Consider the following 22126-nt stretch of genomic DNA (forward strand, 5'->3'; position numbering starts at 1 on the left):
GCCGCCTATCGTCTGTTCGGCCAAGCTCAACAATGCCATGCGGCTGACGGCACTGGACGAATTGGCCGAGCGGCTGGGGCTGAAGAAGGATCAGGGCGTTGCCGAGGCACGCGCCATGCATCCGACGCTCGAGGTGGTGGAAGAGGATCCGGCCGCCGACCGCCGGCTGCTGGAGGCAATTGCCGACTGGTGCGACCGCTATACGCCTTTGGTGGCGTTCGACGGCAAGGACGGTCTGTTTCTCGACATCACCGGCTGCACGCATCTTTTCGGCGGTGAGAAGGCGCTTCTCAAGGATGTTCTGTCGCGGCTCTTTCATATGGGGATCGATGCGCGCGGCGTGATCTCATCGTCGCCGGGCCTTTCCTGGGCCGTGTCGCGTTTCGGGCAAAGCGGCGTGATCGAGGATGAGGAGACGGAGCGTGTGCTGATGTCTTTGCCGATCGCAGCCTTGCGGCTGCAAGGGCAAACCGTCGATGCGCTGAAGAAGCTCGGCCTGAAATATATCGGTGACGTCATCAATGCGCCGCGGGCGCCGCTGACCCGCCGGTTCGGGCCGGAATTGCTTTTGCGTCTCGACCAGGCGCTGGGGCATGAAGAAGAACCGGTTTCGCCCCGTCGTCCCGTCGCCAGCCTTTCGGCCGAAAGCCGCCTGATCGAGCCCATCGGAACGGAGGAACAGATCCTTGCCGTCACCAGGCAGGTCGCCGTGTCGCTGCAGCCGTCGCTGGAGGCACGAGGCGCCGGCGGGCGGGTGTTCGAATTGGTTCTATTCCGCGTCGACGGCAGGGTCTTCCGTATTTCCGTCGGCGCTTCGCAACCGCTTCGCGAACCGAAATTTATCGCCGGGCTTTTTTCCGAACGACTGCAGGCGGTCTATGACGATCTCGATGCCGGCTATGGTTTCGAGATCGTGCGGCTGAATGTGTTGCAGCATGATCCCTTCAACGAAGCGCAGGCTGATTTCGAGGGCGATCGTCAGGGAGAAATCTCCCTTTCGGCTTTCGTCGACCGTGTCTCCGCCCGGCTGGGTGCGGATTGCCTGCAAAGCTTCCAACTCCGTGAGAGCCATGTGCCGGAACGCGCCGTCATCGCAGTTCCGACGATGGATAAGCTTTCAAGACGGGGGAAGGCGGAACCGAGCGGTTCTCTTCCTTTCCGCGAAGAGCGTCCGTTGCGGCTTTTTGCAACGCCGGAGCCTGTCGAGACCGTACTCGCCGAAGTGCCGGATGGCCCGCCGCAGATCTTCCGCTGGCGACGCATGCAGCATCAGGTGGCAAAAAGCGAAGGTCCGGAGCGGATTGCCATGGAGTGGTGGATCGACGGAAGCGATGCGGAGGCGCGCGATTATTTCCGTATCGAGGATGAGGCCGGACATCGCTTCTGGATCTATCGTCGAGGTTTCTATGGTCAGGAGCTCGACCCTCGCTGGTTCATGCACGGGGTATTCGCATGAAGGCCGAACGTGCATTCTTCGAGATTGGCGCGAGGACGAATTTCTCGTTTCTCGAAGGCGCCTCCGGCCCCGAGGAGATGGTCGTACAGGCCGCCCATCTCCGGCTCGGCGGCCTCGGGATTGCGGACAGGAATTCGGTTGCCGGCGTGGTCAGGGCGCATGCGCAGGCGTTGCAGATCGAGGAGAAGTACAAGAACAGACATGAGACGGATTTTCAGGCGAAGGAAGGCGAGGAAATCCTCGATCCGGTCCGGGTTCAGCCGGGTGCCCGTCTCGTCTTCTCCGATGATACGCCCGACATTCTCGCCTATCCCAGAAACCGCCGCGGTTGGGCAAATCTCTGCCGGCTTCTCAGCGCCGGCAATCTGAAGGAGGAAGCGGTCAAGGGAACCTGCATCCTGACGGAAGCGGAGCTCATGGAATGGGGAGACGAGATGATGCTTGCCCTCGTTCCAGATCGTACCCTTGTCGATCATCAGCAGGGCCAGTCGACGCTGGAAGATTATCTGGAGCGGTTTCGCAGACGGTTCCGAAAGGCTTTTTTTATGGCGTTGGCGCCGGCCTATGACGGCCGCGACAGGCAGGTCTTTGCTGTGCTTGCCATGCTTGCCGCCCGAAATCGCGTGCCGTTGATTGCCACCAACCAGCCACTTTACCACCATCCTGAACGCCGGCCGCTTTCGGATGTCGTGATCGCGATCCGGGAGCATGTGCAGATATCGCAAGCCGGATTCCTGCTGGCGCCGAATGCCGAGCGTTACCTCAAGGATTCACGTGAAATGGCCCGGATCTTCCGGGACTATCCTGGTGCGATCGAGAATGCCCGGGTCTTTTTCGACAAGCTGACCTTTTCACTGAAGGAACTGGAGCATAATTATCCGCCTGAAAACGATCCCGGCGAAACGCCGCAGGAGAGCCTCGAAAGGCTGACGAGAGCGGGAGCAGTCAAACGCTATCCCGAGGGTGTGCCGCCCAAGGTGGCAAAGCAGATCGATTATGAACTGAAACTCATCGGCGATAAGAACTACGCCTCCTACTTTTTGACGGTTTACAGGATCATCCAACATGCCCGTTATGACCTCAAGGTCTTGTGCCAGGGGCGCGGATCGGCGGCAAATTCGGTCATCTGCTATTGTCTCGAAATAACGGAAGTTGACCCTCAAAAGAGCACGCTGCTCTTCGACCGTTTCATTTCGATGGATCGCGACGAACCGCCGGATATCGACGTCGATTTCGAACATGACCGGCGTGAAGAGGTCATCCAGTTCATCTACAAAAACTACAAGAGAGAACATGCCGGGCTGACAGCAGGGGTTACCACTTACCGCACCCGTTCGGCCGGCCGCGAGGTCGCCAAGGCCTTCGGCCTGTCGGAGGATGTTCAGTCGGCGATCAGCAGCCTCGTCTGGGGTTGGTCGGAGGACAATCTTTCCGAGAGGGATGCCAAGGCGGCCGGTCTCGACATCAAGGATCCGGTGACCCAGAATGTGCTGCAATATGCCTCCGAGCTTCTCGGTTTCCCGCGCCACCTCACCCAGCATGTCGGCGGCTTCGTCATCACACGGGACCGGCTCGACGAGGTCGTGCCGATCATGAAGACGGCGATGCCGGATCGCTACATGATCGAATGGGACAAGGACGATCTCGACAACGTCAAGATCCTTAAAGTGGATGTGCTGGCGCTCGGCATGCTGACCTGCCTGCGGAAGGCCTTTTCGCTGCTTGAACTGCATTATGATGTCAAGAAGACGCTCGCAGACCTCGGCAACAGGGAGCATGGGGACGAGGGCAAACCGGTCTATGAGATGATGGGTCGGGCCGATACGCTTGGCGTCTTCCAGATTGAAAGCCGGGCGCAGATGAGCATGCTGCCGCGCCTGAAGCCGAAGATATTCTACGACCTCGTCATCGAGGTGGCGATCGTCCGGCCGGGGCCGATCCAGGGCGATATGGTCCACCCCTGATCTGAAACGCCGAGAGCAGCGCGCCAGGAACATCCCGATCGAGTATCCGAGCAAGGAGCTGGAAGCGGTCCTCGAAAGAACCCTCGGCGTGCCCCTGTTTCAGGAGCAGGCGATGCAGATCGCGATCACCGCTGCAGGCTTCAGGCCGGCAGAGGCCGACAAACTTCGCAGGGCGATGGCGACATTCAAGCGAACCGGTACGATCGGCGATTTCGAGAAGCGCTTCATCGAGGGAATGGTCTCAAAGGATTACGATCCCGAGTTCGCAAAACAATGTTTCAATCAGATCAAAGGCTTCGGTGAGTACGGCTTTCCGGAAAGCCATGCCGCTTCCTTCGCGCTGCTGGTTTATGCCTCTTCATGGCTCAAGGCCTATTATCCCGATGTCTTCTGCGCGGCGATGCTGAACTCCCAGCCGATGGGGTTTTATGCGCCGGCCCAGCTGGTGCGGGATGCACGCGAGCATGGAGTAAAGATCCTGCCGGTCGACATCAATGAATCGGACTGGGATTGTACCCTTGAGGAGGCTGCCTTCGACCGGAAGGCCGTCGATTTCCGGCATGGCGAGATGGGCGGGATCATCAAGACCCGGCATGCGGTGCGGCTCGGTTTCCGGCAGATCAAGGGTCTCTCGTCGGACGATATGAAACGGCTCGTCGACAACCGCGGTCAAGAATACAGTACGGTGCGCGATCTCTGGCTGCGGTCCGGCCTGCAGAAATCGGTCATCGAGCGGCTGGCGGATGCGGATGCGTTCCGATCCCTTCATCTGTCACGGCGCGAAGCGCTTTGGGCTGTGCGGGCACTGGATGTGAAGAGTGCAGCCGAAGAACTGCCCCTTTTCGAACAGGTCCGTCATGTCGACCTTCAGCCAGAACCCGCGGCGGTGCTGCCGGATATGCTGCCGGGAGAGCAGGTGATCGAGGATTATCGTTATCTCTCCCTGTCGCTGAAAGCGCATCCGGTCTCCTTCCTGCGAGAGGAGTTCCGGAAGATCGGCATCACTCGCAATGTCGATCTTCTGGCGGTGCCGAACGGAAAGAGGGTGACGATCGCCGGCCTGGTGCTCGTGCGCCAGCGGCCGGGTTCGGCCAAGGGCGTGATCTTCATGACGCTGGAGGACGAGACCGGGGTCGCCAATGCGATCGTCTGGAACAAGGTATTCGACGAATACCGGGCGATCGTCATGGGGGCTCGGCTCGTAAAAATCCGCGGCAGGCTGCAAAGCCATAGCGGCGTGATCCATACGGTCGTCGAGCATATCGAGGACATGACACCGGCGCTCGGCATCCTGCAACGCGAGGCTCGCCGTTTCGGCGCCTGCGAGCGGTCGGACGAGGTGCTGAGACCGGGAGGCGACCAGCGGCAGATCGCCGACGCGCGGAAGGGGGCGGAATTGGAAAAACGGGTGCTGGCCGCAGGCCGTCATGCGGGCGTGGCGGAAACCGCCGAAGTCATGCCTCGCGGGCGGAATTTTCATTGACTTGCGTCGTGCCGGTCGGAATCATCCGGACATGCCTTCATTGTATGTGGGGGGTTACCGCCCGGAATCGCCCCCATAATTTAGACAATCTGCAACAAGCGCTGCCCATCGCTGCTGCCTGATGGCGCCGGACTCGAATTTTTTCTTGACAGCCACCATCTTCTTTAGCAGAAAACACGATAGTCAGTGTCATGTTTGGAAATGAAGACGTGCTTGTCTGCAGCTGCAATTATATAACCGACAAGGAAATCCGGGAGGTTATCACCAACCTTCTCGACGAAGACTGTTGGCAGCTTATCGTGCCTGCGAAGGTCTACCACGCGATGGAAAAACGCGGCCGTTGCTGCGGCTGCTTCCCCAATGTGGTCGATATCATTATCCAGACGACCGAGGAATATCACGCCCGTCGCCACTCGACGGAGACCGAAATATTTGATTTCATGTCACGCTTGAAACAATTCCATGAGGAAAACAGGAGAGCGGACATTGAAAGGCGACAAAAAGGTCATCGAGCGGCTTAACGAGGCACTGTTCCTCGAGCTCGGCGCGGTCAATCAATATTGGGTTCATTATCGGCTTCTCGAGGACTGGGGCTACACCAAGCTCGCCAAAAAGGAGCGTGCCGAATCCATCGAAGAGATGCACCATGCCGACAGGCTTGTCGCGCGCATCATCTTCCTCGAAGGCCACCCTAACCTGCAGACTCTGGCGCCTCTGCGCATCGGCCAGAACGTCAAGGAAGTGCTGGAAGCCGATCTTGCCGGCGAATATGACGCCCGCACGGCCTACAAGAAGTCGCGTGATATCTGTCACGAAGCCGGCGACTACGTTTCCATGAAACTTTTCGAAGAACTGCTGGCGGATGAGGAAGGCCATATCGACTTCCTTGAAACGCAGATCGATCTGCTCGAGAAAATCGGCGAGAGCAAATACGGTCAGCTCAACGCCGATTCCGCCAACGAAGCCGAATAATTCGGATAGGGACGCCGGCCGCTCCGCGCGGTCGGCATCTTCAATTCACACCTGCGAGCCGCAAACAGGCGCTCAGTCTTCGGCCTGCAGCGCTGCCAGATGCCGGAACTCGGCGATCACCTGGTCATAGACGGCGCGCTTGAAGGGGACGATCAGACCGGGCAGTTGCTGCATCGGCTTCCATTCCCAGGCGTCGAATTCCGGATCATGACCGCCAGGCGGCGGGTTGATGGCGATCTCGCTTTCGTCGCCCTCGAAGCGGAAGGCGAACCAGCGCTGTGTCTGGCCGCGAAATTTCCCTTTCAGTCCGATACCGATCAGCGCCGGCGGCAGATCATAGTTGATCCAGTTGCTCGCCTCGGCAAGCAGTGTCACCGTTCTGATCCCGGTTTCCTCATAGAGCTCACGATAGGCGGCGTCCAAGGGATCCTCGCCCTTGTCGATGCCACCCTGGGGCATCTGCCACAGATGCGGCGAGCCGTCATATTCGGAATTTCCATCTGGGATCCGGCGACCGGCCCAGACCAAGCCATCGCGGTTCAGGATCATGACGCCGACGCAGGGACGGTAGGGCAGATCCTCGGCTTTCACGGTCGCCTGGCTCATCTTCTTCTCCGTTCAGGAATTATCTCAGGGGCTTCTCGGGTCGTTGGAAAGCGCCGCGACGCCGACGACCTCGATGCCGCGCATGGACGCTTCCTCGCTCCATTTGGCGATGGCGTCGACACTTTCATCGAAAGCCGAGGCGATGCCAATCGCCTGGCCATTCTTGCGGGCCATGCGTTCGAGCTCGTCGAGCTTCTTCAGGATGGCGCTGATATCGACCTGGCCGTCGAGCTGCAGGTCGGCAAAGGCATAGGGCAGTTCGGTGCCCTTGGCGACCGTCGCCGTTTTCGACTGCGCTGACGTGCCGTCGTCGAGGAACAGCAGGCCGCGCTTGCCGATATCGCGCATGACAGGTTCCATGGCGGCGGGGTCGGAGAGGAAACGGCCGCCGAGATAGTTCATGATGCCGGTGTAATTGGTGATCTCACCCATCGCCTTGTGGAGGCTCTCGATGTTGCGGGCCGCCGGCTTCGAGGTCAGCAGGGTCTCCGGACCGGGATCGTTCGCCGGATAATCAAATGGCTCGAGCGGAACCTGCAGAAGAATCTCGTGGCCGCCGCGGCGGGCTTCCTGCATCCAGCGCTGCAGGCTGTTGCCGCTTGCGGCAAAGGCGAGGGTGATTTCCTCCGGCAATTCGGCGATGGCGCGCTGCGTCCCCGTCTGGCTGAGGCCGAGGCCGCTGACGACGATGGCAATGCGGATGCCGCGTGCGCCGGATGAGGGACGGGCATATTGGTCCATCGGCCGCCGCCCATCGGGGCCGACGATCGGCAGCCTGCCAAACGCGGTGTCTTCAAGCAGCGCTTCATTGGGCTGGGCTGCCATGCGCGGATCCTGGCCGATCTGCATGGCATCGACCAGCACCGGCCCGCTGCCGTCGCGCGGGCGGGGACTGTATTTGGTGACGACGGAGCCATCGCCGGTGATCATCTGTTCGACATTGGCGCCCGAGCGTGGATCGGCGCGGGGCATTCCGTCCGCCGTCTGGTCGGCAGCGGTCGTCGGCGGCTTGCCGGAAGCTTGGGTTGCAGCCTGTTCGGCCGCCGGCGGTTTGGCGCGCTCCAGCCCGTCGCCCCGAAAGGCAGTATAGAGAGAAAAGCCGCCTATCGCGAAAAGGCACAGGCTGGCAGCGATGCGGCCGAGGCGCAGTACGCCAGGACGCCGGCTGGCGGTTTTGCGGTTGCGCCCCAAAGGCGCATGCAGGTCCGTTCCCAATTTTCTCGCCCGCTCCAAAACCGGGAAACAGCATAAAGGGTCAAGGCCGGGCGAGTGCCCGGCCTTGCGACGATCGGTTACTTGGCGACGACGGCCTTGTCAGGGTTCGGCGGGAAGGCCGGATCGGTCTTCTTGCCGCGCAGAAGGTCGAGCGCGTAGTTCAGCTGAACGTCATCCTTCGGATCCGGCGGCACATAGGCAACGGAGCCCGAACCTTCATCGGTTTCGCTCTGGCCCTTGATGTGGCCGCGCAGGCTGGATTCGCCTTCGGTCACCATCTTGCCCTGCAGTTCTTCCGGGAGCGGCTCTTCGACCTTGATGTCAGGCGTGATGCCGGTGCCCTGGATCGAGCGGCCCGACGGCGTGTAGTAGAGTGCCGTGGTCAAGCGCAGCGCGCCGTTCTCGCCAAGCGGGATAATCGTCTGGACGGAACCCTTGCCGAAGGAACGGGTGCCGAGAACGGTGGCGCGGCGCAGATCCTGAAGCGCGCCGGCAACGATTTCCGATGCGGAGGCCGAACCGCCGTTGATCAGCACGATGACCGGCTTGCCGTCGGTCAGGTCGCCCGGGCCGGCGTTGAAGCGGCGGGTTTCATCCGGATTGCGGCCGCGGGTCGAGACGACCTCGCCGCGCTGCAGCAGCGCGTCGGAGACATTGATCGCCTGGTCGAGCAGACCGCCCGGGTTAAGGCGCAGGTCGAGGACGTAACCCTTCAGCTTGTCAGCCGGAACGGTGTCCTTGATCTTCTTGATCGCCTTTTCCATATCGGGATAGGTCTTCTCGGTGAAGGAGATGATGCGCAGGTAACCGACATCGTCCTCGACGCGCGATTTGACCGCCTGGACGGCGACGACGTCACGGACGATTGTCAGCTCGATCGGCTTGTCGGCGCCCTTGCGGATCAACGTCAGCTTGATCGGCGTGTTGACGGCGCCACGCATCTTCTCGACCGCGTCTTCCAATTTCAGGCCGCGCACGGACTGGCCGTCGATCTCGGAGATGTAGTCGCCGGCGAGAACGCCGGCCTTGGCGGCGGGCGTATCGTCGATCGGGGTGATTACCTTGACGAGCTCGTCTTCCATCGTGACTTCGATGCCGAGGCCGCCGAACTCACCCTTGGTCTGGGTGCGCATGTCCTCGGCGTCCTTCGCATTCATATAGCTCGAATGGGGATCGAGCGAGGAAAGCATGCCGTTGATGGCATTCTCGATCAGCTTGTCTTCGGCCGGCGGCGTGACGTACTGCGCACGCACGCGTTCGAAGACATCGCCAAATACCGAGAGTTCCTTGTAGGTAGAGGATCCGGCCGCTTCTGCCGGCACACCTGCCGAGTAAATGACGCTCATCGCGGTCGCACCCATCAATGCGCCGACCAGAACAAGAGAAGCCCTACGAATCATTGCGTGCCTTTCCAGTGTCCTTGGCGGTCCACCACGGTCGGGAATCGACCGGTTTACCGTCTTTTCGAAATTCAATGTAAAGCGTTGGCCGGTCCGTTTCCAGCGCCAATGCAGTTGCGCTTGCCACTCTTTTCGCTCCCATTACGGCGAGCGGCTCGCCGGAGAAAACGAACTTTCCCTGACGGGTATTGATCGTATCCATTCCCGAGAGAACCAGGTGATATCCATCGCCCGCGTCAAGAATGATCATCTGGCCGTAACTGCGGAAAGCGCCGGCAAAAACCACCAGACCGTCTGCAGGCGCCGTCACCACTGTCTCCGGATTGGTGGCGACCGTCATTCCCATGGCTTCGTGCCCGGTGCCGTCGGCATCGCCGAACTGGCGCAGGATATCGCCCGCCACCGGCAGCTCCAATTTGGCCCTCAATTCTCCGAAGGGATATGCGGGCGCAATGCGGTTTTTATCGGGCACGCCGCTCTCGGCCAGAGCCTTGGCCTGAGCCCGCTGCTCGTCGGTCAGGAGCTTGCGGTTCTCCTCGGCCTGGCGGGCGGCGGCAGCCGCGTCGCGCACCGAAGCGATCTCGGATTCCATGGAAGCGACGAGGCCTTCGAGGCTGGTCGCCTTGCCCGCCAGCTCCTCCGAACGTTTCCTTTCGGCCTGCAGTTCGGCGGCGCTGCTGCGGCTCAGCTTGTCGTTTTCGGCAAGCAGCAGGTCCATGCGCCGCTCTTCCTCGATGCTATCGGTCATCGTCGCCGTCAGGCCGGCCTTCTCGGCCGCACTTGCCGTCTGCAGCGCGGCGAGGCTTGCAAGGTCTGCGGCGAGCTTGTCGGTTTCCTTGCGGATGCCCGGCACGACGGCGCCGAGCAGGATGGCGCTGCGCACGGAAGCGAGCGCGTCATCGGGGGTGACGAGCAAAGCCGGGGGCGGGTTGCGGCCCATCCGCTGGAGTGCGGCCAACACCTCGGCCAGCAAGCCGCGGCGCTCGTGCAGCGAACGGCGGATGCCATCCTCTCTGACGCCGAGATCGGCCAGCTTCTTCTCGCTTTCGAGGATCTGCTTCTCGAGCCCCTTGCGGCGGGCGGCGGAATCGATCAGCGCCTGGCGGATGCTCTGCGTGCTTTTTTCCAGATTGGCGATGCTTTGCCGGAGTTCGCTCACTTTGTCCGAGGAAAGGTTGATCGATTTCGACAGGGTTTCGAGCTCGGCGCGGGTCTGATCGCGTTTGGCGGCAAGTTCAGCGGCCGGATCGGGCGGCGGCGGCTCGGCTGCCGGCGGCTGGGCTGCAGATTGTGCCGCCTCCGGCGCGGCTTCCTGGGCCCGGACGGTGAAGGTGTTTGCGGAGACGACGACGACGGCGACACCAAAACCGGCCGCAAGTGCCGGCAGAATCATGCGGTGTCGCCTGGTTGGTGTCGTCGTCATGCGTGTCGGGGCACTCTCTCAAAATCGCGCGGAGACTAAGCTGATTTGGCACGCTTTGCCAGAAAGTTTGCAAGCGAACGGCCGTCCACGCGAAACACGGCTGCGTGACAATGCGACGCATCGTCAAAGACTTGAGTTCCACGTGGAACATTTCAGACGCGGTGATAGGGATGGCCGGACAGGATGGTGACGGCGCGATAGAGCTGCTCGGCGATCAGCGTGCGGACGAGCTGGTGCGGCCAGGTCATTTTGCCCAGGCAGAGCGTGGCGTCGGCACGATCGTAGAGCGCGGGATCGAGGCCGTCGGCGCCGCCGATTGCGATCATCAGCTCGCGCTTGCCCTGGTCGCGATAGGCGCCGAGCAGATTTGCGAAGGCTTCGCTGTCGAGCGCCTTGCCGCGTTCGTCGAGAAGAATAAGGACGCTGCCTTCGGCAAGCGATTTCAACAGCATCGCCGCCTCCTCGCGTTTGCGGGTCTCCGCATTGGAAGCGCGGCTTTCGGCAACCTCGGCGATACGGGCAAGTTCGAGGCCGACCGCAGGGCCGGCCTTGGCGAAACGATCAAAATAACGGGCCGCAAGATCCTTTTCGGGGCCGGATTTCAGCCGTCCCACCGCAAAAAGACCAACGCGCATTCACCCGCTCCCGCTCATCAGGCATTTGCGACGCACAAGGCGCCCACCGGCCGGCTCACGATGTTTCCCGCCAGTCAATGCCACGTCTCAGGCGCCGGTCAGAATGCCGGACCGCCTGTCAGTGCCGTGTTTCTTCATCCATATCGGGAGCCGCCCACATCTTTTCGATGTTGTAGAACTCTCGGATTTCAGGACGGAACACATGCACGATAATGTCACCGGTGTCGATCAGGACCCAGTCGCCGCCCTCCTGACCTTCGACGCGGGCCGTACCGAAGCCTTCGTCCTTGAGATCGGTGAGCAGGTGGTCCGAGATCGCCATGACATGCCTGTTCGAGCGGCCGGAGACGACGATCATGTAGTCTCCCAGCGCCGATTTTCCGGCAATGTCGATGGTGACGATATCTTCGGCTTTGGAGTCCTCGAGGCTGGCGAGGACGGCTTCTAGGGCGCGGGCAGCGGCATCGGCGCCACGTTCTGCGCTCTTCGGGAGAACGGCGAGCGTTTTTCCCTTGGCGTGTACTGTTGTCAGTGCTTTCCCTTTCCTGGAATGACAAGCCATGCACAACACGAGATCCGATCACGACCGGATCATGGTTAAGATAGGCATCAAACCATTAATGTTTCAAGACGTGCTAACGTACGGAGCGGCGGAAAATCCGGTCTGGCGACCGAATTGAACTATATTGCTGCCCCCACTGCTTGTCCGGGCGGTGTACAGTTTCCAGGCCGGAGCGTAAAGTGCCGGAAATTCCACCATCCGCAGATTCGAATGACCGATCCGGCCGCAAAAACACTCGTTCCCATCTTGCGAATCAGCTTCCCGGATGAGGATCGGCTCGGACGCGGCAAGATGGAGCTGCTGGAACACATCCGAGCGACCGGATCGATCTCCGCAGCAGGGCGGGCGATGGATATGTCCTATCGCCGCGCATGGCTGCTGGTCAGCGAGATGAACCGGATGTTCTGCGAACAGGTGGTGGAATCACAACGCGGCGGCCAGAAGGGCGGCGGTGCGGCGTTGACGCCGTTCGGCGAGCAATTGCTGGCGCGGTTTCGCCGGATGGAAAGCATTTTGCAAGCGAGCCTTGCCGAGGACCTTGCCTGGCTTGAGGCAAAGCGCAATCCGCAGCGGGATGGGCACGGCTGATCAGGCCTCCAGGGCAACCGTCTTGATGACGGCGAAGACGGTCTTGCCGGGTCGAAGGTCGAGGCGCTCGCAGGAGAGCGCGGTGACGCGAGAGAGGATGCTATCGCCGCCGCAGTCTAGCCGGATTTCAACCGTTCCGTCCGCATCCGGCAATAACTGTTCGATCCTGCCTTCGACAATGTTGAGGGCACTGAGCCCCTCCGGTCTTGCCGTCGCCAGCATGACGTCGCGCGACGGGATGCGGATGCGGACCGGACTGCCGGGCGCGAGTGCCGCGCCGGGGATATGCAGCCGACCGGATTTGAGGGCGACGGTCGAGAGATGGTGACGGGCGTCGAAGCTGTCGACGATGCCTTGCAGCAGCGCGCCCGCCTCTTTCCGGTCGAAGGCCGCAGAGGCGCGGCTCAAAATGTCGACGGCCGGGCCGACCGCCTCCACCCTGCCGTCGCGCATGACCACCACTTTGTTTGCGAGCCGCGCCACCTCGGCGATCGAATGGCTGACATAGACGATCGGGATTTCGGTCTGATCCCGTAATCGCTCGAGATAGGGCAGGATCTCGGCCTTGCGCGCCTCGTCGAGGGCGGCCAGCGGCTCGTCCATCAAGAGCAACCGGGGCGAGCAGAGAAGGGCGCGGCCGATCGCGACCCGCTGCTTCTCACCGCCGGAAAGTTTGGCGGGACTGCGATCCAGCAGCGTCTCGATGCCGAGCAGGTCGACGACGTGATCGAAGCTCTCGCCGCCTGCAGGTCTTGGCGCGAACCAGCGGCCGTAGGAAAGATTGGCACGGACGCTGAGATGCGGGAACAGTCGCGCCTCCTGGAAGACATAACCGAAATGACGGCGGTGTTTCGGAACGAAGAGGCCGGCTTTGGTTTCGGTCAGGGTTTCACCGTCAAGGATAACGCGGCCCTCGTCCGGACGGGCGAGGCCGGCGATGATGCGGATCAGTGAGGTCTTGCCGGAGCCGGAGCGTCCGAACAGCGCGGTCACGCCGCCTTCGGATGTGAAGGCGGCGTCGAGAAAGAACCCGCCGAGTCTCTGTTTTGCCTCGACGATCAACGTCATTCCGGATCAATCCTTCGGCCGGCGAAACGCGCGAGGAACTCGGAGGCGAGCAGGGCGGTCATGGAAATGATGACGGCGACGAGCGTCAGGCGCAGCGCGCCGGCATCGCCACCGGGCACCTGGGTAAAGGTATAGATGGCGGACGACAAGGTCTGGGTCTCGCCGGGAATGTTGGAGACGAAGGTGATTGTCGCGCCGAATTCGCCCATCGCCTTGGCGAAGGAAAGGATCATGCCGGTGATGATGCCGGGCAGGGTCAGTGGCAGCGTCACCGTCAGAAAGACCAGGATCGGACCGGCCCCCAGCGTTCCGGCGGCCTCCTCGAGTTTGCGGTCGACCGCCTCGATCGACAGGCGGATGCTGCGCACCATCAGCGGAAAGGCCATGACGGCGCAGGCGAGTGCCGCACCCGTCCAGCGGAAGGAAAAGACGATGCCGAAATACTGGTCGAGCAGGCTGCCGATCGGACCACGGCGGCCGAAGAGGATTAGGAGAAGAAAACCGGTGACGACGGGGGGTAGGATCAGCGGCAGGTGAACAATGCCGTTCAGCACCGACTTGCCCCAGAAACGGCCGCGGGCAAGCAGCAAAGCGACCAGGATGCCGAGGGGCAGGCTCGCCAGCATGGCGACGACCGAGACGCGCAGGCTGAGCAGGATCGCCGTCCATTCTTCATCGCTCAGGCCGAACATATCCAAACGCAGTTGTCTCCACGAAATCGAAGGCTCGCTGAGGCTCAGTTTGCCTTTTACTCCGCGTCATCCTCGGCCTTGTGCCGAGGATCTGCTGCCCTATCAAACGGATGCAGATGCTCGGGACAAGCCCGAGCATGACGAAAGAGCAATAGGCCGGCTCCGTCAGCCTCACGCTAAGCCGTCGTTGTTGATTACGCAATCATTTCGCCCCCTCAGTCACTTGAGAACGGTAAATCCCTGCGCTGTGAAGAAGCCGGCCGCCTTGTCGGATTTCAGGAAGTCGAGATAGGCTGCGGCGTCCGGGTTCCTGCTCTCGGCAAGAATGGCGACCGGATAGATGATCGGCGGGTGGGAATCGGCCGGGAAGGTGCCGACGATGGCGACACCCTTATCGGCCGTTGCGTCCGTCTGGTAGACGATGCCATAGGGCGCCTCGCCGCGGGAGACCAGGGCAAGGGCGGCGCGCACGCTTTCGGCGCCGGCGACTTTGGTTTCGACCGATGTCCAAACGCCGAGCTTTTCGAGCGCGGCCATGGCGTATTTGCCGGCCGGGACCGATTTCGGCTCACCCATGGCCAGCTTGCCGTCACCGAGCAGACCGGCAAGATCGAAGCCTTGCTTGATCTCGACCGGGTTGGCCTTGTCCTTTTCGGCAACGAGCACGATCCGGTTTCCAAGCAGCTTGGTGCGGCTGTCGGCCTTGATCAGGTTCTTCTTGGCGACGTAATCCATCCAGTCGAGGTCGGCCGAGATGAAGATATCGGCAGGGGCCGCGTTTTCGATCTGTTTGGCGAGTGCGCCGCTTGCCGCATAGGAGGCGACGGCTTCCTTGCCGCTCTCCTTGGCCCATGCGGCGTTGGCGGCATCGAGCGCGTCCTTGAGGCTTGCCGCCGCAAAGACGGTCAGCTTTTCGGCGGCTTCTGCCGGAGCCGGCAGCGCTGCCGCGCCAAGCCAGAGAGCCGCGATCGCGGCGGTTGTCAGTTTCATCCATTGGCGGCGGTTCTGCATGATTCTGTCCCAGGATTCGAAATATCTTGACGAATATAACGATGCTCGGGTTTTGGCTAGGGATATATCCACGGAAATATAACCCTGTTGTTGGCGATGAGGATCCACGTTGTTTATGAAGCGCATGGCTGTTTCGAGAACAGGAGATTCGGCGGTACTGATATGGCTGGGAAAGCCCGCGACAAACCGCAAGAACCCGCCGGGACAATGGCCATTTTCGCCCGCCTTGCCGATAAAATCGGCAGCAGTCGGAGCCTCTCGGCCTCAGTGTTGCACCGCCAGCATTGCTGCATTGCACAAATCGATATTCACCTTTCTCAGGAATGTGGTACAACACACTCATCGCAACGGCTTTCTCCTCCTCCCATAAGCCGTTCGACAGGATCGACAACACTCCTCCTCCCAGTTGTCGATCGAGATTATAAGCCCGACGGATCTCCTCCCCGTCGGGCTTTCTCGTTTTTGGGATTTCCCTAAGATTTAGCCTATTTGGAGCTGCCCGGCAGCGAACCGTTGCGGATTGCCGTCGAGCTCAGGCCGGACCGTGGTCCGTGAATGAACGTCCAGGCCGGCGCCGGTTTCTTCCAGAGCACGCGTGCGTCGTCCTCGTCGATCCGGGCGAAATCGAAGGTCCGCGTCATCTTCGAGGAGAGATAGGAGAGTGTCGCGCCCGGCCGGTCGATCACGGCGATCGGGAAGGTGCGGGCGATCTCCTGCCACTTCTGCCATTTGTGAAAGGTCTGCAGGCTGTCGGCGCCCATGATCCAGATGAAATGCACATGCGGATTGCGGACCTTGATGCGGGCCAGCGTATTGGCGGTGTAGCTGACGCCGAGTGCCTGTTCGAATGCGGTGACCTTGATGCGCGGATCGGCGGCGACACGCTCGCTTTCGGCAATGCGTTCGGCAAGCGGTGCGAGCTGGTTGCGGCTCTTCAGCGGATTGCCCGGGGTCACCATCCACCAGAGCTGGTCGAGGCCGAGCCGCTTGATGGCGATCTCGGCAACAAGCGCGTGGCCCTGATGCGGCGGATTGAAAGAACCGCCGAACAGGCCGACGACCATGCCGCGTTCGCTGTGCGGCATGCGGAGGTAGCGCCGATCCAGATTTTCCGTCGTCACGTCAAGGTCGGGTCTGTCCGGCACCGCGCACCCGGTATTTGAAGGAGGTGAGCTGCTCGACGCCGACGGGGCCGCGCGCATGCATCTTGCCGGTGGCGATGCCGATCTCCGCGCCCATGCCGAACTCGCCGCCATCGGCAAATTGCGTCGAGGCATTGTGCAGCAGGATCGCCGAATCGACCTCGGTGAAGAAACGCTCGACGACCGCGGGGTCTTCGGCGATCACGGCCTCGGTGTGGTTCGACGAATAGGTCTGAATATGGGCGATCGCGCCCGATATGCCGTCGACGACGGCGACCGAAATGATCGCGTCGAGATATTCGGTCGTCCAGTCCTCCTCGGTCGCCGGCTTGATGCCGGGGGCGACCTTCAGCACCGTCGCGGAGCCACGGATCTCGCAGCCGGCTTCGGTGAGGACCTCGAGCAGCGGCGTCAGATGTGTGCCGATCGCGGCACCGTCGACCAGCAGGGTTTCGGCCGCGCCGCAAATGCCGGTGCGGCGCATCTTGGCATTGACGACGATCTGCTTTGTCATCTCGATATCGGCGGAGGCATCGACATAGATGTGGCAAAGGCCTTCGAGATGGGCAAAGACCGGCACGCGGGCCTCGCTCTGCACCCGGGCCACCAGGCTTTTGCCGCCGCGCGGCACGATGACGTCGATCGTGCCGTCCAGGCCGCGCAGCATGGCGCCGACGGCGGCGCGGTCGGTGACCGGAACGAGCTGGATAGCATGCTCTGGAAGTCCTGCCGCCTTCAGGCCGTCGACGAGGCAGGCATGGATAGCCTGCGATGAACGACGCGAATCCGAGCCGCAGCGCAGGATCACGGCATTGCCGGCCTTGAGGCAGAGGGCGCCGGCATCCGCCGTGACGTTCGGCCGGCTTTCGAAGATGACGCCGATGACCCCGAGCGGCGTGCGGACGCGCTCGATCTTCAGGCCGTTCGGCCGGTCCCAGGCGGCGATGACTTCGCCGACCGGATCGGCAAGGGCGGCGATGGCGCGGATTCCCTCGGCCATCTCGGCGATGCGCTTGTCGTTCAGCGTCAGCCGGTCGACGAAGGAGGCAAGCGTCTCGCTGCCTTCGATGTCCTTCAGGTCTTTGGCATTCTCGGCAAGAATATGGGCGCTGTTGGCCAGGATGGCATCGGCCATGGCGTGCAAGGCGCGGTTCTTCGCCTCGGTGGATGCGAAGCCCAACGGTCGTGCGGCAGCCTTCGCCTTGCGGCCGATGTCGTTCATCAGCGCGTCAATGTCAGGGCTTAGCGCAACGGTATCAGGCATGGGCCGCGTCCTTCTTCTGCCTTTCCAATTTCTGTCTGATCTGTGTGGTCATCACCATGTCGTCGCGATGGACCATGGCGGCGCGGCCGGCATAACCGAGGATGGCCTCGATCTCGGCCGACTTGCGGCCGGCGATCCGGCGGGCGTCCTCGGCATCGTAGCTGGCAAGCCCGCGGGCGATCTCGCGACCTTCAGGGCCGACGATCGCCACCGTATCCCCACGGCTGAACAGGCCGGAAACGCTGCGCACGCCGGCCGGAAGCAGGCTCTTGCCGGCCCCGAGGGCGGTGACGGCGCCGTCATCGACATGCAGTTCGCCGGCCGGCTGCAGCTGCCCGGCGATCCAGATCTTGCGGGCGGTTACCGGCGTGCCCGAGGGTGCGAACCAGGAGGAGCGGGCGCCGTTCTCGATTGCCGACAGCGGGCTGTCGGTCTTGCCGGAGGCGATGATCATGGCGCAGCCCGATGTCGTGGCGATCTTGCCGGCATCGATCTTGGTGCGCATGCCGCCGCGTGAAAGCTCGGATGCCGCACCCCCGGCCATCGCCTCGATGTCAGGGGTGATTTCGGCGATCGTCTCCAGGAAAGCCGCATTCGGATCGAGATGCGGCGGCGCGGTATAAAGACCGTCGATATCGGAAAGAAGAATGAGCAGATCGGCGCCGGTCATCGTCGCGACGCGGGCCGCCAGGCGATCATTGTCGCCATAGCGGATTTCGCTGGTCGCGACCGTGTCGTTTTCGTTGATGATCGGCACGGCGCCGATTTTCAAAAGCTGGTTGATGGTGGCGCGCGCATTGAGATAGCGGCGGCGCTCTTCGGTATCGCCGAGCGTCAACAGGATCTGGCCGGCGACGATCTCGTCGCGCGACAGGCTTTCCGACCAGGCACGCGCGAGCGCGATCTGGCCGACGGCAGCGGCCGCCTGACTTTCCTCGAGCTTTAGCGCACCGGAGGGCAGGTCGAGCACCGAGCGGCCGAGCGCGATCGCGCCCGAGGACACGACGAGCACATCGATCCCTTTGGCCTTCAGCCCGGCAATGTCGGCGCACATGGCGTCGAGCCAAGCCTTTTTCAGCCCGGCCTTGCGGTCGACGAGGAGGGCCGAGCCGATCTTGATGACGATGCGGCGGTAGCGGCCGAGCGGCTTACGGCTGGTCATCGGCCCCATCCTCGCCCGTCTCCTCTTCGGAGGAGATCATGTCGCGATGCCTGAGCTTCGGCACCTTGGCCGGCTTTTCCTCGGCATTTTCTTCGACGATGATATCGCGCAGCGCCCGCAGGACCTCGGTCATGCCCTTGCCGGTGACGGCCGAAATCTGGAACGGGGTCTTGCCGCAGGCCTTGGCCAATTCCTTCGTCTTCTTCTTCAGTTCGGCCTCGTCGAGCACGTCGATCTGCGACAGCGCCACGATTTCCGGCTTGTCGGTGAGATCGTTGCCATAGGCTTCGAGTTCGTGCTTGACCGTCTTATAGGCTTTGCCGACCTTTTCCTCCTGGGCGGAGACGAGATGGAGCAGCACGCGGGTGCGCTCGACATGGCCAAGGAACCGGTCGCCGATGCCGACACCTTCATGGGCGCCTTCGATCAGGCCGGGAATATCGGCAAGAATGAATTCCCGTTCGTCGATGGTGGCGACCCCGAGATTGGGATGCAGCGTGGTGAAGGGATAGTTGGCGATTTTCGGCCGGGCGCGGGTAACCGACGCCAGGAAGGTCGATTTTCCGGCATTGGGCAGGCCGACGAGACCGGCATCGGCAATCAGCTTCAGGCGCAGCCAGAGGGTCTTTTCCTCGCCGGGCAGGCCGGGATTGGCCCAATCCGGCGCCTGATTGGTCGAGGTCTTGAAATGGGCGTTGCCGAAGCCGCCATTGCCGCCATGGGCGAGGCAGTAACGCTGGCCTTCGACGGTGAGATCGCAGATCAGCGTTTCTCGGTCTTCCTCGAAGATCTGGGTTCCGACAGGGACCTTGAGCGTCACGTCGCTGCCATTGGCGCCGGTGCGGTTCCTGCCCATGCCATGGGTGCCGGTTGTCGCCTTGAAATGCTGCTGGTAGCGGAAATCGATCAGCGTATTGAGGCCGTTGACCGTCTCCACCCAGACATCGCCGCCGCGTCCGCCGTCACCGCCATCGGGGCCGCCGAACTCGATGAATTTCTCGCGCCGGAAGGAGACGCTGCCCGCGCCGCCGTCTCCGGATCGTATATAGACCTTTGCTTCGTCGAGAAATTTCATTTTACTTCCAGTATCCGGTGGCAGTTGGACGGCCCGTCTTGGCCCATTCGATATAGGCGGTTCCGACGGAGGTCAAAGATTATCGTGAATTTTGCGAGCTATAACATACAGTACGGCTTCGGTCTCGACGGTAGATACGATCTCCCGCGCATTGCCCGGAGCCTCGAAGGGGCCGACATCATCGCGCTGCAGGAGGTGACCCGCGGCTTCTCGCGCAACGGTTTTGCCGACATGGTGGCCGAGATCGCCGCCTTCTTTCCCGACCATTTCTGGGTATATGGGCCGGCCTGCGACATGCATGTCGAGGCTGATCGAGGCAAGCCCGCGCCGGCAGCGAGCACGCGCTTTCACTTCGGCAATATGGTGCTGTCGCGCTGGCCGATCGCCTCGACCCGGACGCTGCTTCTGCCGCGCAGCCGCACGCTCGGCAAGATCAATCCGCAGCGCGGTGCGACCGAGGCGGTCATCACAGCGCCCGGGGGCGCGATTCGCGTCTACTCCGTCCATCTCGACCACGTTTCTCCCGACGAGCGCATCCGCCAGCTGCAATTCCTGAACGCGCATATCAATGCTTTCGTCCAGGAGGGCGGGTCGCTGACGGGGGCGGCCGAATTCGATCTGCCGGAGCCGCCGCTGCCGGAGGCTTACGTCATTCTGGGCGATTTCAACATGGAGCCGGAATCGCCGGAATATTGCGCGCTTGCCGGTGCTGCCGGCGGATATTACGGCCGGGTCGCCCGGATCGGCACGCCGGTCGACGCCTTTGCGACGCTCGAAGCTTACCGCCCCGAGAGCTACAGCTGGATGGATCCCGAGGACCACGGCAAACGCATGCATCTCGATTATTGCTTCGTCAGTTGCGGCCTCGTGAGCCGGTTGAAATCCGCCCGGATCGACACGCAATCCGTCGGCTCCGATCATTTCCCGCTCTGGGTCGAAATCGGCGACTGACCGAGACGCCGCCGGTGGCGGCGTCTCGGTTTCTCGATTGGTATGGGAGCATGATGTTGTCCGAAAACCGCGCTACACTTTTCGGCATCATGCTCCGTCAGGCCACCTTCCGCGGTTGCAGCATGCCCGGCTGCAGCACGGTTTCGATGTGCGACACCATGGTGTTGCGGGCGAAACAATAGATTTCGCCGCAACCCGTCATGCGGAACCCGAGCTTTTCCTGCAGCCGCAGCGACGCCGGGTTGTCGGCGAAGACGCCGGAATGGATCGGCGTCTCCGGCATGCGGCGCGAGAAGCGCTCGATGATCGCCGCCACCGCCTCGCTCATATAGCCGCGCCGCCAGTAGTAGCGGTTCAGCCAGTAGCCGAGGTGCCAGCGGCCGTGGCGCAACTCGATCGAGACGTTGCCGATATGGACATCGTCCTGATCGGTGATCGCTAAGGGCCAGTCGGGCAGGGTGCCCGAGGTGACCGGCATCAGCCAGTCCAGCGCATCCTGCCGGTCGAAGGGCGCGGGAACGCGGGACAGCATGCGCGTGACCGCGAAATCGGAAAGCGATTCCGCGATCGCCGGCGCATCGCTCAGCCTGTGCGGGCGGAGCGTCAGCCGTGATGTCGAGATGACAGGCGCGGGGCCGGGCATCATCGGCCTGGTGTCCGGCCTTTGCAGCGCGGTCGTGCTCATGCGATGTTCCCCCAGCTTCTCAGCGACATCCAGGTCTTGCGGTCGAGCCTGTACCATTCCACAGGCACGTTGCTGCCGAGCGCCAGCGAGGCGGCAAGCCCCGAGCCCTGGAACTGGAAGCCGCACTTCTGGATGACGCGCCGCGAGGCGACGTTCATCACCCGGCAACGGGCATCGATCTGGTCGACGTCCTGACGGGTCCTGAACACCATATCGACCAGGGCATGGCAGGCCTCGGTCGTATAACCCTGGTTCCAATACGGCTCACCCAGCCAGTAACCGATCTCGACGGTCTTGCCGTCGGTATGCGGTTCCACGCCGCAGCAGCCGATAAAGGCGCCGTTTTCGGCCTTGGTGATGGCATAGACGCACTTGCCAATCTCGCCATTTCGCGTACGCCAGACAAAGTCGGCGGCATCATTGGCGGTATAGGGGTGCGGCATACGCGATACCATGGTGGCGACTTTGGCGTTGTTGGCGAGATGGGCAAGGGCGTCGATGTCTTCTTCGTGGGGCGCGCGCATGACGAGCCTTTCCGATAACAAGACAGGGCAATCGGTCCTTAACCGTTCCGGCCTCAGCCGTTCTATGGGAGACCGCTGGTCTTCCCGGGGAGACCGTGATTGGTCTGCCCTCAACAATTCGCCTTGCATGTTCAGTCCTCCTGTTTGGACAAAGAAAAAGGGGAGATGGCGCCCCATCTCCCCTGTTTTCTGGACTGAACCTGGTACGGCCAGCCGGGTCGATGAGACGCCGGCTGTTTTTGAGCGCT

General features: G+C 62.0%; 19 protein-coding genes and 2 pseudogenes. 6 read left to right on the top strand and 15 right to left on the bottom strand.

Going from position 1 to position 22126, the window contains the following annotated elements; all coding sequences use genetic code 11:
- The first annotated feature begins 7 nt into the window (after positions 1-7).
- From MHI61_RS24035 to bfr, 4 genes and pseudogenes are all read left to right on the top strand, one after another.
- The gene (locus tag MHI61_RS24035; protein ID WP_275593096.1) at positions 8-1456 is read left to right on the top strand and encodes a DNA polymerase Y family protein; all 1449 of its coding nucleotides are present in this window, start codon (positions 8-10) and stop codon (positions 1454-1456) included.
- Positions 1453-4903: pseudogene (locus tag MHI61_RS32670) on the top strand (error-prone DNA polymerase). Before MHI61_RS24035 ends, MHI61_RS32670 begins: the two are co-directional and overlap by 4 nt.
- A 121-nt stretch (positions 4904-5024) precedes the next feature.
- Positions 5025-5424 (top strand): annotated as a pseudogene (locus tag MHI61_RS24050) ((2Fe-2S)-binding protein).
- On the top strand, positions 5390-5875 hold the full coding sequence (bfr, locus tag MHI61_RS24055; RefSeq protein ID WP_064683952.1) for a bacterioferritin: 486 nt from the start codon (positions 5390-5392) through the stop codon (positions 5873-5875). Before MHI61_RS24050 ends, bfr begins: the two are co-directional and overlap by 35 nt.
- A gap of 72 nt (positions 5876-5947) precedes the next feature.
- On the opposite strand, the gene MHI61_RS24060 is transcribed toward bfr, so the two are convergent.
- The 6 genes from MHI61_RS24060 to rsfS all read right to left on the bottom strand — a co-directional run bounded on the left by MHI61_RS24060 (position 5948) and on the right by rsfS (position 11716).
- Positions 5948-6481, bottom strand: a complete 534-nt coding sequence (locus MHI61_RS24060) for an RNA pyrophosphohydrolase (protein ID WP_239790858.1) — start codon at positions 6479-6481, stop codon at positions 5948-5950.
- Positions 6482-6505: 24 nt separating this feature from the next.
- Positions 6506-7696, bottom strand: a complete 1191-nt coding sequence (locus tag MHI61_RS24065) for a divergent polysaccharide deacetylase family protein (RefSeq protein ID WP_239790859.1) — start codon at positions 7694-7696, stop codon at positions 6506-6508.
- 77 nt (positions 7697-7773) lie between these two features.
- On the bottom strand, positions 7774-9096 hold the full coding sequence (locus MHI61_RS24070; protein WP_003543943.1) for a S41 family peptidase: 1323 nt from the start codon (positions 9094-9096) through the stop codon (positions 7774-7776).
- Positions 9086-10489, bottom strand: a complete 1404-nt coding sequence (locus MHI61_RS24075; protein WP_239790860.1) for a murein hydrolase activator EnvC — start codon at positions 10487-10489, stop codon at positions 9086-9088. Before MHI61_RS24075 ends, MHI61_RS24070 begins: the two co-directional genes overlap by 11 nt.
- 182 nt (positions 10490-10671) lie before the next feature.
- On the bottom strand, positions 10672-11154 hold the full coding sequence (gene rlmH, locus MHI61_RS24080) for a 23S rRNA (pseudouridine(1915)-N(3))-methyltransferase RlmH (protein WP_096769794.1): 483 nt from the start codon (positions 11152-11154) through the stop codon (positions 10672-10674).
- Between the two features lie 118 nt (positions 11155-11272).
- Positions 11273-11716, bottom strand: coding sequence for a ribosome silencing factor (gene rsfS / locus MHI61_RS24085; protein WP_239790861.1), 444 nt, complete (start codon positions 11714-11716; stop codon positions 11273-11275).
- Positions 11717-11926: 210 nt separating this feature from the next.
- Here rsfS and MHI61_RS24090 point away from each other — a divergent pair, with 210 nt between their 5' ends.
- On the top strand, positions 11927-12304 hold the full coding sequence (locus MHI61_RS24090) for a winged helix-turn-helix domain-containing protein (protein WP_239790862.1): 378 nt from the start codon (positions 11927-11929) through the stop codon (positions 12302-12304).
- Here MHI61_RS24090 and modC read toward each other — a convergent pair whose 3' ends face one another.
- The 7 genes from modC to obgE all read right to left on the bottom strand — a co-directional run bounded on the left by modC (position 12305) and on the right by obgE (position 19718).
- Complete coding sequence (modC, locus tag MHI61_RS24095) at positions 12305-13372, bottom strand: molybdenum ABC transporter ATP-binding protein (protein WP_239790863.1); 1068 nt, start codon at positions 13370-13372, stop codon at positions 12305-12307.
- The gene (gene modB, locus MHI61_RS24100; RefSeq protein WP_097583129.1) at positions 13369-14070 is read right to left on the bottom strand and encodes a molybdate ABC transporter permease subunit; all 702 of its coding nucleotides are present in this window, start codon (positions 14068-14070) and stop codon (positions 13369-13371) included. Before modB ends, modC begins: the two co-directional genes overlap by 4 nt.
- Before the next feature lie 213 nt (positions 14071-14283).
- Complete coding sequence (modA, locus tag MHI61_RS24105; RefSeq protein WP_097583133.1) at positions 14284-15075, bottom strand: molybdate ABC transporter substrate-binding protein; 792 nt, start codon at positions 15073-15075, stop codon at positions 14284-14286.
- A 485-nt stretch (positions 15076-15560) separates the two neighbouring features.
- Entirely contained in the window at positions 15561-16160 is a 600-nt protein-coding gene (locus MHI61_RS24110; protein ID WP_239792900.1) for a nicotinate-nucleotide adenylyltransferase, read from the bottom strand.
- Between the two features lie 37 nt (positions 16161-16197).
- Positions 16198-17481: a glutamate-5-semialdehyde dehydrogenase gene (locus tag MHI61_RS24115; protein WP_239790864.1), complete on the bottom strand. Its 1284-nt coding sequence runs from the start codon at positions 17479-17481 to the stop codon at positions 16198-16200.
- Entirely contained in the window at positions 17474-18643 is a 1170-nt protein-coding gene (gene proB / locus MHI61_RS24120) for a glutamate 5-kinase (protein WP_239790865.1), read from the bottom strand. Before proB ends, MHI61_RS24115 begins: the two co-directional genes overlap by 8 nt.
- Positions 18630-19718, bottom strand: coding sequence for a GTPase ObgE (obgE, locus tag MHI61_RS24125; protein WP_239790866.1), 1089 nt, complete (start codon positions 19716-19718; stop codon positions 18630-18632). The genes proB and obgE overlap by 14 nt, the downstream gene beginning before the upstream one ends.
- 84 nt (positions 19719-19802) lie before the next feature.
- Here obgE and MHI61_RS24130 point away from each other — a divergent pair, with 84 nt between their 5' ends.
- Positions 19803-20669: an endonuclease/exonuclease/phosphatase family protein gene (locus tag MHI61_RS24130; RefSeq protein ID WP_239790867.1), complete on the top strand. Its 867-nt coding sequence runs from the start codon at positions 19803-19805 to the stop codon at positions 20667-20669.
- A 97-nt stretch (positions 20670-20766) separates the two neighbouring features.
- Here MHI61_RS24130 and MHI61_RS24135 read toward each other — a convergent pair whose 3' ends face one another.
- Positions 20767-21354, bottom strand: a complete 588-nt coding sequence (locus MHI61_RS24135; RefSeq protein WP_239790868.1) for a GNAT family N-acetyltransferase — start codon at positions 21352-21354, stop codon at positions 20767-20769.
- Positions 21351-22007, bottom strand: a complete 657-nt coding sequence (locus tag MHI61_RS24140; RefSeq protein ID WP_038692019.1) for a GNAT family protein — start codon at positions 22005-22007, stop codon at positions 21351-21353. The genes MHI61_RS24135 and MHI61_RS24140 overlap by 4 nt, the downstream gene beginning before the upstream one ends.
- Positions 22008-22126 lie beyond the last annotated feature (119 nt).

This window comes from Rhizobium sp. K102 (assembly GCF_022385315.1).
In the GTDB taxonomy this organism is placed as follows: Bacteria; Pseudomonadota; Alphaproteobacteria; order Rhizobiales; family Rhizobiaceae; genus Rhizobium; species Rhizobium croatiense.